The sequence below is a fragment of the Sphingobacterium sp. genome, from assembly GCF_039596235.1.
Classification (GTDB): Bacteria; Bacteroidota; Bacteroidia; order Sphingobacteriales; family Sphingobacteriaceae; genus Sphingobacterium.
The window spans coordinates 105,259-119,712 of sequence record NZ_JBCNKE010000008.1 but is presented as its reverse complement, the minus strand read 5'-3'; the positions used below and the strand labels follow the sequence as shown (position 1 = coordinate 119,712).

Sequence of the window (14,454 nt, the reverse complement as noted above, 5' to 3'; positions counted from 1 at the left end):
AATGAGGAGAAAATTAATGTTTGGGGAACGCATGCTGCTGGGGGATGGAACTGAGCCTTTCAACGCGGTTATTCCTTTTCGGCTACGTGGTATCTTCAGCGAAGAGGATATCCAATACACGTTGAGCCGGTTGCAGGAAAAACATCCCTGGCTACGGGCGCTCGTCCAATATGATGAGCAGAATGTACCTTGGTTCCAAATTCCGGTACTCCCCGTATCGATTCCGTTACGGATAGTACAGCGACAGCATGAAGAACAGTGGCAAGAGGAATCCAAAAAGGAATGGCATTCCGCTTTTGATTACACGACCACACCTTTAATCCGGTTTGTCTGGATTAAGGGAGAAGAAGTCTCAGATATGCTATTTGTTTTCCATCATTGCTTATGTGATGGAGGCTCGGCCATGGCATTATTGCATGAATTTCTAAAGGTACTGGACAATCCTGCTGCGGACATCGGACTGGAAAACGCGATACGCGGTATCCAGGATGTGGTACCAGCACATATTCTACAGAATAGCAAGAAGCGATTTAAGGCAAAAGCCATTGGAAGACTAGTAGCTTTAGCGATAAAATGTATTCCGGTCAGTAAAAGGGCGATTGACAGACAGAATGACTATCTGATCCATTGGAAGTTAGACGAAACCACCAGCAAACAACTGATTTCCTTTTGCAAGTCTTCAGGAGTAACCGTCAACACCTTTTTGGGTGCAATAGTATTGGAGGCATTTAAAAAAGTACGTGGCTCGTCGGCATTCAATAAAGTTTCCTGTCCAGTAGATATCAGGCGTTTTGCACCACAGATAAAAAATGACCATATTTTTGCTTTCGGATTAATGATTGTCATGTCTTCGAAGCAGAAAATAAGCTTTTTGGATAACCTCCGGTTGATGCAGGATGAAGTGGAACGCAAAACAGCGAAGCTCAATCCTTATATCACCATGATGGTGATGGAATCTGCCCACGATGCGCTAAAGAACTTTACCAGACTTTTAAAACGAGGTAAGTCATCCAACGATTGCATGTTTTCAAACTTGGGGCGCATACAGATCCCTGATCAATATCAGGAATTCAGCCTGGAGACCATTTTCAGTCCATCCGTTATTGGGCCATTAGGCAATACGACGACCATGGTCACTTCTACCTTTCGTGGACAAATGGATTTTTCCTTTGTGGGAAGCGAAGGCTATTTACCAAAAACAGAAGCCTTGGCGATCCGTGATGAGATTATAGATCGCATCAGACAGCAACTAGATTATCAGGAGGCATCATGATCGAACGGAAATTAATGCTAGTGGAAAGGATCATGTATGTTGATCCCGAAACACCGTTAAACTGTGTATTTACGGCTAAAATCCAAGGGAAGATTGATGAGGAACATATTCGGAATGCCTTGGCAAAAATTCAGTGGAAACATCCTTTGCTCCGCTCGGCGATAGAGATGATCGATACCAAACAGCCCCATTTTGTTGTCCAGGAAGACATGAAATCTATTCCTCTGCAAATCGTTGAACGAAAAACGGAGCATGACTGGTTAATCGTATCCGAGCGCGAATGGTATCATCCATTTAATACGGACAACAAGCCGCTGGCTCGATTGATATGGATCAAAGGCGGCGCTGTATCGGAACTGCTTTGGGTGTTGCCGCATTGTGTCTGTGATGGAACCAGTATTGTCACGTTGATGCGGGAGCTCCTTAGTTTGTTGGATGATCCTAGTCAGGAACTCCAACCCTATCCACTTTTTAAATCGGTTAATAATTTCCTTCCGCAGGACTTTGAGCCGCAGAAAAAATCGCGTAAAGCTAAGTTATATTTACTGTTAGCGAGATTCTTTTTTTTCCTGCAACGAAAGAGCAGAATAAGAAATTCAGGAAAAAACTACACTATTCACTGGAAACTGGACACAAAGACGACAGCAACTATAACGCAAAGCTGTAAAGAGCAAGGTTTTTCTGTACATGCTCTTTTATGTACTGCATTTATGCAAGCTTTTAGGGAGGTACAGGGGAAATTGGCAAAAAGTAAAGCGATCAGTCCTGTTGATATCCGTCATTTTATTCCCGAAATTAAACAGGACCACATGTTCGCATTTGCACCAACAGTGGAGCTTTCCTTAAAAAAGAGGAAAGAGAATGTTTTGGCTAGTGCCCATGCCATCAAATCAGAACTCGCACAGAAAGTGAAAAAGGTCAACGCCCGAGAGCTGCTCTGGATGGGCGAGCAGATGCATCCACTGGTGGAACGTATGATTTCTATGTTGAAGTCAACCGCTGGCGGGCATGACATCACACTTTCCAATATGGGTAAAATCCAGATGCCAAATACGTACAAAAATTTCATTTTGGAAACCCTTTACAGTCCAACAGTAGCTTTCCCCTGGTTAAATTCCAACACCTTGGTCACAACAACGTTTAATCAACAAATGGATTTTACGTTTATGTCCAATGAAGATTTCTTACCAAAAGAAGAAGCGATTAAAATAAAAGATAAGGCTATCGAAATTATGAACTTATCCTTCTAGAATACAGATGTCGAAGTTTACTGAATCAAAGAAAATAGAAAAAACAACGCTCAAGCGCTTTTTAAGAAAGCGCGCAGTTTATTATATTCTTCCCAATGTGTTATTCAATTTCCTGATTGCTTACGCCAGCTTTCAGGAACTGGGATATACGCACTTTTTCGCGGGACCACAAAGTCTTGCTAGACTGACTCTACCCATGGCTATATTTTTGCCTGTTGTGCTTACCATGGATATTATCAAGCGAGTGATCGCAGCCATTGAGCAGGAATCAATCCAATTAACTGTAAACAGTGAACTGAACAAGAATAGATTTATGACGAAGCTATGTATCCTCCATGGTTTCGTAACAGGCTTACTTGTGTTGGCATGCCTGCTATTGGCACAATATAGTATGTCTACGCATTACAAATTAAATGCAACTGCAATGGCTATTCTGGACGCTATTCTTGCAGGCGTACTATCAATTGTATTTACATATCTACCAATCAGGAAATTAAAAAAACATTTATCTGAGCCTTCATTAGTCATTCAGGAAATAGAACGAAATTAGCTTCTCTTGGTGGGAAGCTCGCTCTTATAACATTTGCTACCTAAAGTCAGTAAAAGTTTTTTCCGAAATACTGTCGCTGTAGTTTGCTGATTTTTTTGTTTTATATACTGTTACGAATAAACAAAACGGCCGTATCAAACTAGCTATTTTGATACGGCCCTTTTACAAAAAAAATTGCTGCTACTTATTGGTCAATTTCTGTAAACGTTCTTTTGCTGCGGGGACGATATCGTCCTTTTTTTCATAATTTTCAATCACACTTTTCAATGTGCTTTTCGCCTGAAAAGTATTACCCTTGCGCGCATAGGTATCAGCAAGCAATATGAAACTCTTGGCTACCCAATATTCATGTTCCTCCCGAGTGTTGATGACATCAAAGGCGGTTTCCTGGGCTTTGTCGTATTCCTTGTTGTCATACTGCAGCTGTGCCACACGGTACCTTGCTTCTGCACCGAGTGCCGTTTGGCTCTTTAGGGCCGCCAGATTGAATTCCTTCATGGCAGAGGCGATATTCTTTTCTTGTAGAAAAGCCTTGCCACTGTATAAGTGTGCTTTGGCAATTTCCTCTTCTGTCGCTCCATCATAATCCTTTATCAACTGCACATATTTGGCCATCTGTTCCATATCCCCGAGTTCGAAATAACAGACCATCAAGTTGCTTACCGCATAACCATAGTTATTTTTGTATTCGTTATTGAGCTCAAGTTTTTTTAGATGCACAATGGCTTCGTTGTATTGTTTCAGCTCCAAGTATAGAGCAGCTACCGTCAATAGGGTATTCTCCGTATATTTGCTTGTCCAATCGTTCAGGATGATGTTCAGATCGTGCAGCGCTTCTTGTGGGTGTCCAGTCTTGTACGAACTCACCCCACGGATGTAACGCGCGAATTTCTCTTGTTTGGGTTTCGGGAATTTATCAAAATAGGCATTAATAGCTTCCACAGCGGCTGCGTATTCCCCTCGGGCAAAAAGGGAATGTGCTGCCTGGAACGCTTGGTCATCCTGCTCCGCGGGGCTCAGATTTCCCACATTGCTGCCGATCGCATAGCGGATATAGCTCGTCGCATCGCCTTGATCGAGGTAGATGTTTTCAATGAAACGCATTGCCTGCTCTGCTTCGGCAGTTCGCGCATATTTCTCCACCACCTGTTGGAAAGTAGCCTTTGCTGATTCGGGCTCATCGTTATTGTACTGTACAAGTCCAATAGTCATTAGCGCACGTGGGACATAGCTACTACGTGGATACTTTTCGATCATCCCTTGGAGTCCTTTTAGCGCGTTCTCATAATCTCCGGTCGTGAAATAGGTGTAGGGGATTTCAAAGGCCGCATCATCGGCATAGTTCGAAGATGGAAATTGTTTCAGAACAGACCGCAAGATACTGAGCTTGGTTTCGTTGTCGCCCTGTAACCCAACGAGTATGCCGCGTTGGAATAATGCATAGTCTTGATTAGGCGCTTTGCCGTCTATCAATTTGTCGTAATAGCTGTTGGCTCGACCGTAATCGCGCAGGCACAGATACGAATCGCCTAGACGTGCAATGACGTCATATCGTATATTTTCATCTACTGTATTTCCTCCGGCCTTTAGAAAACGTTCAAAATAATCGGCGGCCAGTGCAAAACGGTTATTTCTATAGGCTGCATAGGCTAGCCCATAATTCGCATAATTATAGACCTCGTTATTTTTGGCCGCAGGCAAGCTCAGGAAACGGGAAAAATTTTCCACCGCTTCTCCGAATTTGCGTACTTCGTACATCGCTTCCGCTTTCCAGTAAGTAGCCAGGGCCGCCATTTCAGAATTGATCGGAAATTTTTCAGACCGCATAAACATAGATATGCTATTTTCGAAAGCGCGCTCGTTGTAAAACTCCAATCCACGGTAATAGGTTACTTTTTGATAGATCGCATCGACTTCCCGACCTCGCTCCCTCAACGACTCCAGCATGCTTACACCGGCATGAAAATTAGTCGTTCCTCGTAGGATTTCAGCTGATAGTGATTCTGGGCTTTCCTTTTTTTTTGTTCCCGGGTCAGCAGGTTTCTCTTCCTGAGCGATATATTTCTCGAGGACCTTTTGTGCGGCTTGGGTGGAGTCCATGGCAAGAAGAACTTTAGCGTAGTTAAATAGGGCATCGGCTTTCACTCGCTGGTCGAGATCCAGTTTCGTCACTTTGACGAAAGCATTTCGCGCCGCCTGCTTATCGCCCGTTTCTAGGGCAATATGGCCCAAGGTCATGATTGCTCCCTGATAAAAGGCATCCGAAGGTTTCATCGATTCCAACATATCGCTCGCTCTTTTGTATTCACCAGCTCCGTAAGCCAAATAGCTAATTCGGTAATTGTCGATATTGCTTTGCGAAGCATCCGGATGACGTTTAATCAACTCATGATAATACGCTTGTTTGTATTTTTGTTGTGCCAAATAAGTTGTAGTGGCGATCTGACGCAACTCCGTCTCAATTGCATCGCGGTTGATAAGCTGCATATTCGGGCTCCGGCGTACCTTAACGGCATCAGCCAGCATCGGCCTATAGTCGCGCACAACCTCTATTGAATCCATAGTTTGAACTGGACCCTCATCCCGTTGACCGTGAAGTTGCTTTTTGTCTTTCTGCTGTTTTTCTACTTCCTGTGCATACCCTGTAACCAGCAAAGCCGAAAGTACCCCAGTAAACAGGTATTTTAGGTAGTTATCGCCGATTCTTTCTTTAAATATCATTGTTCGTCCGTATTTTTGAGTTTTTCCAAACCTTCCTTTGCCGAGGAGACAATAGTTTAATTCTTCACTAATTAGTATAGCCAAAACTAAAGAATTCCAACCAAATTAGGTAAATTGAAAAAAAAATCTATCTCCTTTCTCCAATCCCTTATTCCATTTCTCGCTATCGGCAATTGGATGGATACAATAATGGAGCCAAGAAAACACTTCCCTACCTCCACTTGGTTCGAATCTTATAGTTCCTTAAGAAGGAGCTGGTTCTCGATCTACCTAAAACAAAGAAAGCCGACTTTCGTCGAGCTTTTTTAGTCGGGGTGGCAGGATTGGCTCAGCCACACAACGCCGAAACACGACCGTGAGCCTCCTCCGGATCGAACCTCGCAGCTCCTTAATAGGTTGTAGGTTCTCATCCTGCCTAGAAACAAAAAAAGCCCTAACTTTCGTTAGAGCTTTTTTTAGTCGGGGTGGCAGGATTCGAACCTACGACCTCCACATCCCAAATGTGGCGCGATACCGGGCTACGCTACACCCCGAAAAGGTATCACCTTTGTTTTTGTGTGGCACAAATATCGAATCAATTTTTCAATTTGTCAAGACCTAAACTCATTTTTCGCACTAAATCACTGATTAATTGAGCAATATTTTTATTTATGGGATTTGATCAGTACCACTATCAAGCATAAAAACACATTCTAATGGTCTTACAAAGGAATATTCAAAATAACTTTAGATTATCCGTTTCATTTTCATATCTTTGCATCCGATTTGAATAACAGTCAATAGTTTTTTCAAAAAGTATTTTAGTATTCAAAAAATAAGTCGTAATATTGCATTCCGATTTTTACAGGATATAAATCGTTAATAATTACTCGAAATCATGGATTTAGTAAAATTTGTAGAAGAACAAGCGGTAGTAAAAAATGAAATTCCCGCTTTCAAAGCCGGAGATACCATCAGCGTTCATTATAAAATTCGCGAAGGAAATAAAGAGCGTGTGCAGGTGTACCAAGGTGTAGTAATCCAATTAAACAGCGAAGGTGCTAACGCTACTTTTACCGTTCGTAAAATCTCTAACGGTGTAGGTGTTGAACGTATTTTCCCTGTAAACTCACCAAACATTGAAAAAATTGTAGTAAACAGCTACGGTAAAGTTCGTCGCGCTAAATTATTCTATTTACGTGGCCTTACTGGTAAAGCTGCTCGTATTAAATCAAAAAGAATCTAATTACGACTACCACGGCATAAAAAAAGGCTTTGAATTTCGTCAAAGCCTTTTTTTATTTTCTATCTTCATTAACCACTTTCCTTCCCGAAATAATTACCTCCTGTGACCAACACTTGATAGCGGTACGGAAAACCCTGTAATAAAATTAAGACAATTGAGCCCCATCTCTCAAAAAAAAACTACTTCTTTGTCTAGCTAAAACATTTTACTTACTTTTAACACGAATAACTTTCAGTTGCATAAAGATCAGCGGAGGCTACATTCTTTATATAGCCCGCACAACAAGATACTCTAGAAATTTCTTGGCAGCTAATAGACATACAATACTTTAATGAAAACTGTTTTTTTTATACTTGCTCTTACACTACAAGCGACAACTAATTTTGCACAGCGAAATGTAGGTGATTTTCTTCAATTACAATCTAAGCCCGAGATTTACTATGTCAAAAAAGCACAAAGCCAAATCAAAATTGATGGTAAAGATGACGAAATAGCTTGGTCAAGGGCATCTTGGACAAACGCATTCAAAGATATCGAAGGTGGCAACAAGCCGGATCCAGAGTTAGAAACTCGTGTTAAAATGCTGTGGGATAACGAGAACTTTTACCTCTTTGCTAAATTGGAAGAGCCTCATATTAATGGCTATCTCAAACAGAAAGATACTATTATTTATCATGATAATGATTTTGAGTTATTTTTAAAACCCAACCTGCAATCTGCCGAATATATTGAGATTGAAGTAAATGCGTTAAATACGATTATGGATCTCTTAATGACCAAACCTTATCGTTTCGGAGGAAAGGCCAACCTAAACTGGGACACTAAAGACATTCAAAGTGCTGTTTATCATTCGGGAACCATCAACAATCCAACCGATAAAGATAATTTTTGGACCGTAGAAATGAAAATCCCAGTCAAAAGTTTGAAGTACTTTGGCGAGGGAAATCAAATCAGGGTAAATGAAGTCTGGAAGATAAATTTCTCCCGTGTTCAATGGCACTATGATATTACCGATCAAGGTTACGTTAAAAGGAAAGACACAACAGGTAAACTTCTTGCGGAGGAAAATTGGGTATGGTCTCCTATTGGCCTGATCAATATGCACTACCCAGAAAGATGGGGACACATCAAATTTGTGGAACAAGACAACCAAAAATTCCTGGATGAACAGTTTTTAGCTTTGGAAAAAGCTGCTTGGAATATCTTTTACCTACAACAGCTTTATAGGCACGCGAATAAACGTTACGCGACCTCCCTCTCGGAACTAAGCAAATTATATCCAGAAATCAATGCTTTACGCAAACATTATAGTTTTCTATTTTCAAATGCAAATAACTTCTACCGCCTTGAAATTAAGTCGAAAGCGCTACCAGATTTAAAGACTACTATAGATAATCAGGGCAACATCTATTTTTAATTTAATTATTCAGTCGATCTTCAATTATAATATTGAATAAAAAATTGCTATCTTTGTATCCCGTACATAGAGCAACTATTATTGGTCGTTTTGACCACATAAAATTGAAAATCCTTTAATTGTTATGACTAAATATATTTTTGTTACGGGCGGCGTTACTTCGTCGTTAGGGAAAGGTATTATTGCAGCCTCCCTTGCTAAACTTCTCCAGGCACGTGGCTACAAAGTGACCATTCAGAAATTCGATCCTTACATTAACATTGACCCAGGAACATTGAATCCTTATGAGCATGGCGAGTGTTATGTTACGGAAGATGGCGCGGAAACCGATCTTGATCTGGGCCACTACGAACGTTTCTTGAACGTCCCTACTTCACAAGCAAATAATGTAACAACAGGTCGTATCTACCAACACGTTATCCAACAGGAACGTGAGGGGGCATATTTAGGAAAAACAGTTCAAGTAATTCCCCATATCACCGATGAGATCAAACGCCGCATGCAGCTTTTAGGCGAGTCGAATGAATATGATATTATTATCACCGAACTTGGTGGAACTGTGGGCGATATCGAATCGCTTCCATTCGTCGAGGCTGTAAGACAGTTACGTTGGGAACTAGGAGCAAACAATTCTTTGGTTATCCACCTAACTTTAGTTCCTTATTTGGCTGCAGCCGGTGAGCTTAAAACCAAGCCAACACAACACTCTGTGAAAACATTGCTTGAATATGGTGTGCAACCAGATATACTGGTTTGCCGTACAGAGCACAAATTGTCACAAGAGATCCGTAAAAAATTAGCACAATTTTGTAATGTAAACATCAATGCTGTTGTTGAATCTATTGATGCCTCGACAATCTATGATGTCCCTTTACTTATGTTGAAAGAAAACCTGGATAAAACAGCATTAACGAAACTAAAACTTTCCAGCAAAAACGAACCGGATCTGGAAAACTGGAAAAACTTCCTCGGAAAGCTGAAAAATCCAACAAATGAGGTTAACATTGCTTTGGTTGGGAAATATGTCGAACTACCAGATGCTTATAAATCCATTACCGAAGGTTTTATCCACGCTGGCGCAACAAACGAATGCAAAGTAAAAGTGAGCTATATCGCCGCTGAAAGCGTTACAAAAGAAAATGTTGCCGAAAAACTAAAAGGAATGGATGGTGTTCTCGTTGCCCCTGGATTTGGCGAACGTGGTTTGGACGGCAAATTAAATGCAATCAAATATGTTCGCGAAAACAATATTCCATTCTTTGGTATCTGTTTGGGCATGCAATGTTCAGTCATTGAATTTGGAAGAAATGTATTAGGGTTAAAAGATGCCAATAGTTTTGAGATGGATGCAAACACCAGCAATCCGGTCATCAATCTGATGGAAGAACAAAAAAACATCACCAATATGGGTGGTACCATGCGTTTAGGGGCTTACGACTGTGAAATTAAAAAAGGAACCAAAGCCTTTGCAATTTATGGAAAAACAAAAATTTCCGAGAGACACCGCCACCGTTATGAATTTAACAATGACTATTTAAAACAATATGAAGCAGCAGGAATGATCGCTTCTGGCTTCAATCCAGAGACTGGATTAGTTGAAATTGTTGAGTTGAAAAACCATCCTTTTTTCGTTGCAGGGCAATTTCATCCAGAATTAAAATCAACTGTTGCAAATCCTCACCCACTTTTTGTTAGCTTTGTAGCCGCTGCTTTGGCCAACAAGAAATCAAAGTAGTATGAGAAGGATAGAATTAATTAAGTTTAATTATTAAAAATGGATAGAAATACCCTAATTGGTTTGGTCCTGATGTTTGCCATCATCACGGGTTCATTTTACCTGATGAAGCCATCGGAATCAGAAATCAAACAAGAACAAGCACGACAAGAGGCTAAAGCTCAGGCAGCAAAAGGACTTCCTGCAACAAACGACTCTACCGCAAATGCTAAAACAGCGCAAACAGCAGCGATTGCAGATTCAGCTGAACTGAAAAAACCTTTTGGTGCGTCAAAATTTGGAACTGAAAAAATCATTACCCTCGAAAATGATGCTATCATTGCCAAAATCAGTACAAAAGGTGGTAAAGTAAAATCAGTCGAATTAAAAGGCGAAAAGAATTTCAACGGCAAACCATTAATGCTTTTTGAAGGTGAAGACAATAAGTTTGGCTTCCAGTTCAATGCCGCAGGACAAAACGTCTCAACAAACGATTTATTCTTTACGACAGAATCTTCGGATATCCAGGTTTCCGGTGAAGGCAGACAATCGGTAAAATTCAAATTGAACTACAACGCAGATCAATACATTGAGTATGTCTATTCCATTGCTGGAAAAGGCTACAATGTAGGCCTGGATGTCAATACCAAGGGTATTCAAAACTTAATTCCTCAGAATCAAAAAACATTGACGCTGAACTGGAATACTATTTTGAGACAAAAGGAGCAGAATATTGAATCCGAAAGACAGAAATCTACACTCTACTATCAAGAAGACAATAAAGTAGATCATCTTTCGGAATCGAAAGATGATGATGAAGCATTGGAAAAGAAAGTCCAATGGATCGCATTTAAACAACATTATTTCTCCAGTATCCTACATGCTAAAGATGGATTTGTCAATGCAAAAATTGATGTAAAACATGCAACGGAAAATGATGTTGTGAAATTTTACAACACGAATGCCGAATTGGCTTTCGACAACCATAAAGACAACAATTATTCATTGAATTTCTTTTTTGGTCCAAATCAATACAATGTATTGAAAGCAGAGGGCAATGATTACCAATCCATCATCAACATGGGTTGGGGACCTATGCGTTGGATTAATCAATGGATTACAGTACCGGTATTCAATTTCTTAGATGGTTTCCATATGAGCTACGGTATCGTGATTTTATTGTTGACCCTGATGTTGAAATTGATTCTTTCACCAATGACTTACAAATCTTACGTCTCCATGGCCAAAATGCGGGTATTAAAACCCCAATTGGATGAGATCAAAGCAAAAGTAGGCGAAGACAATCAAATGTTGATGCAACAGGAGCAGATGAAGTTGTATAAACAAGTAGGTGTGAATCCACTCGGCGGCTGTCTGCCTCTTGTATTACAAATGCCATTTACAATTGCTTTCTTCTATTTCTTTCCAAATTTATTTGAATTGAGAGGACAAAGCTTCTTGTTTATGAAGGATATGTCAACTTATGATACCTTATTTACATTTGCACCTATTTTTGGATCCTTCAATCACATCTCTTTGATGTGTATTTTGATGACTCTGACAACATTACTGACTACCTGGTATAACAATGCCACATCAGGTGCAACTGGTCAAATGAAATACATGGGTTATATTATGCCTTTGATTTTCTTCTTTGTCCTAAACAGCTTCCCTGCTGGTTTGAACTATTATTACTTCTTAAGCGCGTTGTTTACATTCTTAACACAGCTGGTAATCCGTTCAATGGTAAATGATGATAAAATCTTAGCTAAATTGGAGGAAAACAAGAAGAATCCAAAGGTTGAGAAAAAATCTAGCTTCCAGGCGAAAATGGAGGAAATGATGCGTGCACAACAACAAGCGCAGCAAAATAAAAATAAATAGTACTATTTATATCATTGATAAATAAGGCTTCCAAATGGGGAGCCTTATTTTGTTAGCAGCCGTTTGTAGCACTTTGCCAAACCAAACGTTAGAAATGGTGTTTTATATAAAAATTTAAAAAATGAGATTTAGAAACATTGTGGTATTGATGATGGCCGCCTTTGCCTTAGTGAGTTGTTCAGCGCTAAAAAAGAATTCAGGTAAGCCGAATTCAGATAATTCCTCCTCTACCATTATTGGAAAAAAATGGCAATTAATTGAAATCAATGGTAAGGCTGTCAATGGACAGGTCAACGGTCGGGTTCCATTTCTCAAACTGGAAGAAAAGAATTACAGTGCCAATGGCGGTTGTAATGGTATCGGTGGCGAATTTACCTTGTCAGCAAATGGAAAAATTAAATTTGAACAGGGAATGTCTACAATGATGGCCTGTCCGGACATGTCCATTGAACAAGCTTTGTCTAAAGCATTGATCACAGCAGACAACTATACACTGAGCAATGGTATCCTTAGTTTGAATAAAGCGAAAATGGCTCCTTTGGCGAAATTCAAGCTGCTGGAGGAAAAGCAAAACTTAAGCGGAACCTGGGAACTAGATTACATCTCTGGGGCACGCATTGCTTTTGAAGGACTATACCCCAATCGTAAACCAACAATGACATTCAACATCGCAGATGGAAAGGTCAATGGAAATAGCAGCTGCAACAATTACAATGCTACTTTTAAGGTGAATGGTAATCAAATCAATTTTGGTCCTATCATGTCTACCAAAATGGCTTGTGAAGGCAATGGTGAAGCAACTTTCTTTTCCACATTGGAAAAAGTAAACAGTTATGATGTCAATGAAAATACGTTAACTCTAATTATGGGTGACATTGCGATTATGCGATTGCAGCGTAAGTAAAAATAAAAAAGCTAATGCTCCGGGATTGCCAGAGCATTAGCTTTTTTTTCGTGCACCGCACATTCCCATTTATTTAAATCGGAAAAAACTGGATTAGACAAATGCACTAAATCCTGTGATACTTCTTCCTACGATCAACGAGTTGATCTCTTTTGTCCCTTCATAAGAATAAATTGCCTCCGCATCGGCGAGAAATCTCGCAACATTATATTCCAATAGAATACCGTTTCCACCCATGACCTCCCTCGCTTTAGATACGATATCTCTTGTTCGTAAAGAACAGAAAACTTTTGCCAATGAAGCATGTTCATCCAATAGCTGTCCCGCATCCTGCAGTTCAGACAGCCGAAAGACCAAAGTTTGCATAGCTGTTAAATTGGAAAGCATTTCAACCAAATGGTTTTGAATCAGCTGAAAAGAGGCAATAGGTTTGCCAAACTGTTTTCGTTTGCGCGTATAATCCAGCGCGTTTTCATAAGCACCCCGTGCACAACCTACAGCCATCCATGCCACTCCTGCCCTAGTCATCTGAAGAACTTTGCCCGTATCTTTGAAAGAATTGGCATTTTGCAAACGGTCTGTTTCCGGAATAAGACAATTATCCAGTGTTATTAATCCATTTTGAACAATCCGCAAAGCCATTTTATCTTTGATCTTTTCGACTGAGAAACCCGGGTTATCTTTGCGTACGATAAACCCCTTTACTTCTCCCCCATCAAGATCTCTTGCCCAAACAATCGTGATATCAGAAAATGTCGAATTACCAATCCACTTTTTTTGACCGTTTAACACCCAACCCTCACCGGTCTTCTTACAGGTCGTAGTCAAGCCACCAGCGGCTCCCGAACCAACTTCGGGTTCAGTCAGACCGAAGGCACCGATCACTTCCATTCTTTGCATTCTCGGCAACCATTCTTTTTTTTGTTCTTCCGATCCGCAAATATAAATCGACCCCATAGCCAAACCACTCTGTACGCCAAAGAAAGTAGCAACGGATGCATCTACGCGAGCAATCTCCGCAGCAATGATACCTTCCATCAATGAACTTCCGCCCATACATCCATACCCTTGATAGGTATATCCGCATATATTTAAAGCAGCCAACTTGGGAATTATTTCGAAAGGAAACTCGTCTCTTAACCAATATTTATTGACAATTGGCTTAACTTCAATTTCCATAAACTCCCGTACTTTCAATTGAAGTTCGCGATCCGATCCGTTTAATTTGCTATCCATATCATAGAAATCGCCATTGATAGCAGGTAATTCCTTTTTCTGTTTTCCTGCGCTTAGCATTTTCATTAAACCATGCAGCTGCTTATCGTCCATTTTAGAAACTGCCTCCATAACAGCTCCCAAATCCACCTTTTTTGAGATTTCCTCCAATTTGCCAAAGTCAATTGATTTCGCCAAATCCATTATATTCTTAACTTTATCAAACATGATCGCAATTTCTTTTTGGTTTGCTCTTAAAATAATAAAAATAATTGAAAATTGTTTGGATAGCGGCTAACAC

The 14,454-nt window shown here is 40.3% G+C and carries 10 protein-coding genes and 1 tRNA gene; 8 read left to right on the top strand and 3 right to left on the bottom strand.

What is annotated here, in order from left to right; genetic code table 11:
* The first annotated feature begins 1 nt into the window (after position 1).
* The 3 genes from ABDW32_RS16660 to ABDW32_RS16650 are packed head-to-tail and all read left to right on the top strand — an operon-like array spanning position 2 to position 3,073.
* Positions 2-1,273 carry a condensation domain-containing protein gene (locus tag ABDW32_RS16660; RefSeq protein WP_343564388.1) on the top strand — a complete coding sequence of 424 codons (1,272 nt, stop codon included), beginning with the start codon at positions 2-4 and terminating at the stop codon, positions 1,271-1,273.
* A complete protein-coding gene (locus ABDW32_RS16655) occupies positions 1,270-2,523 on the top strand; it encodes a condensation domain-containing protein (RefSeq protein WP_343564385.1) in 1,254 nt (417 codons plus the stop codon). The genes ABDW32_RS16660 and ABDW32_RS16655 overlap by 4 nt, the downstream gene beginning before the upstream one ends.
* Before the next feature lie 7 nt (positions 2,524-2,530).
* Complete coding sequence (locus ABDW32_RS16650) at positions 2,531-3,073, top strand: hypothetical protein (protein ID WP_343564383.1); 543 nt, start codon at positions 2,531-2,533, stop codon at positions 3,071-3,073.
* A gap of 180 nt (positions 3,074-3,253) precedes the next feature.
* Here ABDW32_RS16650 and ABDW32_RS16645 read toward each other — a convergent pair whose 3' ends face one another.
* Complete coding sequence (locus ABDW32_RS16645) at positions 3,254-5,794, bottom strand: tetratricopeptide repeat protein (protein ID WP_343564380.1); 2,541 nt, start codon at positions 5,792-5,794, stop codon at positions 3,254-3,256.
* A gap of 459 nt (positions 5,795-6,253) precedes the next feature.
* A tRNA-Pro gene (locus ABDW32_RS16640) sits at positions 6,254-6,327 on the bottom strand.
* 344 nt (positions 6,328-6,671) lie between these two features.
* On the opposite strand from ABDW32_RS16640, the gene rplS reads away from it, so the two are divergent.
* The 5 genes from rplS (at position 6,672) to ABDW32_RS16615 (ending at position 12,938) form a co-directional block, all read left to right on the top strand.
* The gene (gene rplS / locus ABDW32_RS16635; protein WP_209581561.1) at positions 6,672-7,019 is read left to right on the top strand and encodes a 50S ribosomal protein L19; all 348 of its coding nucleotides are present in this window, start codon (positions 6,672-6,674) and stop codon (positions 7,017-7,019) included.
* Between the two features lie 331 nt (positions 7,020-7,350).
* The gene (locus ABDW32_RS16630) at positions 7,351-8,436 is read left to right on the top strand and encodes a carbohydrate-binding family 9-like protein (RefSeq protein WP_343564377.1); all 1,086 of its coding nucleotides are present in this window, start codon (positions 7,351-7,353) and stop codon (positions 8,434-8,436) included.
* Between the two features lie 124 nt (positions 8,437-8,560).
* On the top strand, positions 8,561-10,171 hold the full coding sequence (locus ABDW32_RS16625; RefSeq protein WP_343564375.1) for a CTP synthase: 1,611 nt from the start codon (positions 8,561-8,563) through the stop codon (positions 10,169-10,171).
* 39 nt (positions 10,172-10,210) lie between these two features.
* Positions 10,211-12,034, top strand: coding sequence for a membrane protein insertase YidC (gene yidC / locus ABDW32_RS16620; RefSeq protein ID WP_343564373.1), 1,824 nt, complete (start codon positions 10,211-10,213; stop codon positions 12,032-12,034).
* A gap of 121 nt (positions 12,035-12,155) precedes the next feature.
* Positions 12,156-12,938 carry an META domain-containing protein gene (locus tag ABDW32_RS16615; protein WP_343564371.1) on the top strand — a complete coding sequence of 261 codons (783 nt, stop codon included), beginning with the start codon at positions 12,156-12,158 and terminating at the stop codon, positions 12,936-12,938.
* Positions 12,939-13,031: 93 nt separating this feature from the next.
* Here ABDW32_RS16615 and ABDW32_RS16610 read toward each other — a convergent pair whose 3' ends face one another.
* Entirely contained in the window at positions 13,032-14,381 is a 1,350-nt protein-coding gene (locus ABDW32_RS16610) for an acyl-CoA dehydrogenase family protein (RefSeq protein WP_343564369.1), read from the bottom strand.
* Positions 14,382-14,454: the final 73 nt, after the last annotated feature.

Excerpts from the sequence above, each read along its gene's own strand:
- ABDW32_RS16660 (WP_343564388.1), top strand. The coding sequence starts at position 2 with ATGAGGAGAAAATTAATGTTTGGGGAACGCATGCTGCTGGGGGATGGA.
- ABDW32_RS16655 (WP_343564385.1), top strand. The coding sequence starts at position 1,270 with ATGATCGAACGGAAATTAATGCTAGTGGAAAGGATCATGTATGTTGAT.
- ABDW32_RS16650 (WP_343564383.1), top strand. The coding sequence starts at position 2,531 with ATGTCGAAGTTTACTGAATCAAAGAAAATAGAAAAAACAACGCTCAAG.
- ABDW32_RS16645 (WP_343564380.1), bottom strand. The coding sequence starts at position 5,794 with ATGATATTTAAAGAAAGAATCGGCGATAACTACCTAAAATACCTGTTT.
- rplS (WP_209581561.1), top strand. The coding sequence starts at position 6,672 with ATGGATTTAGTAAAATTTGTAGAAGAACAAGCGGTAGTAAAAAATGAA.
- ABDW32_RS16630 (WP_343564377.1), top strand. The coding sequence starts at position 7,351 with ATGAAAACTGTTTTTTTTATACTTGCTCTTACACTACAAGCGACAACT.
- ABDW32_RS16625 (WP_343564375.1), top strand. The coding sequence starts at position 8,561 with ATGACTAAATATATTTTTGTTACGGGCGGCGTTACTTCGTCGTTAGGG.
- yidC (WP_343564373.1), top strand. The coding sequence starts at position 10,211 with ATGGATAGAAATACCCTAATTGGTTTGGTCCTGATGTTTGCCATCATC.
- ABDW32_RS16615 (WP_343564371.1), top strand. The coding sequence starts at position 12,156 with ATGAGATTTAGAAACATTGTGGTATTGATGATGGCCGCCTTTGCCTTA.
- ABDW32_RS16610 (WP_343564369.1), bottom strand. The coding sequence starts at position 14,381 with ATGTTTGATAAAGTTAAGAATATAATGGATTTGGCGAAATCAATTGAC.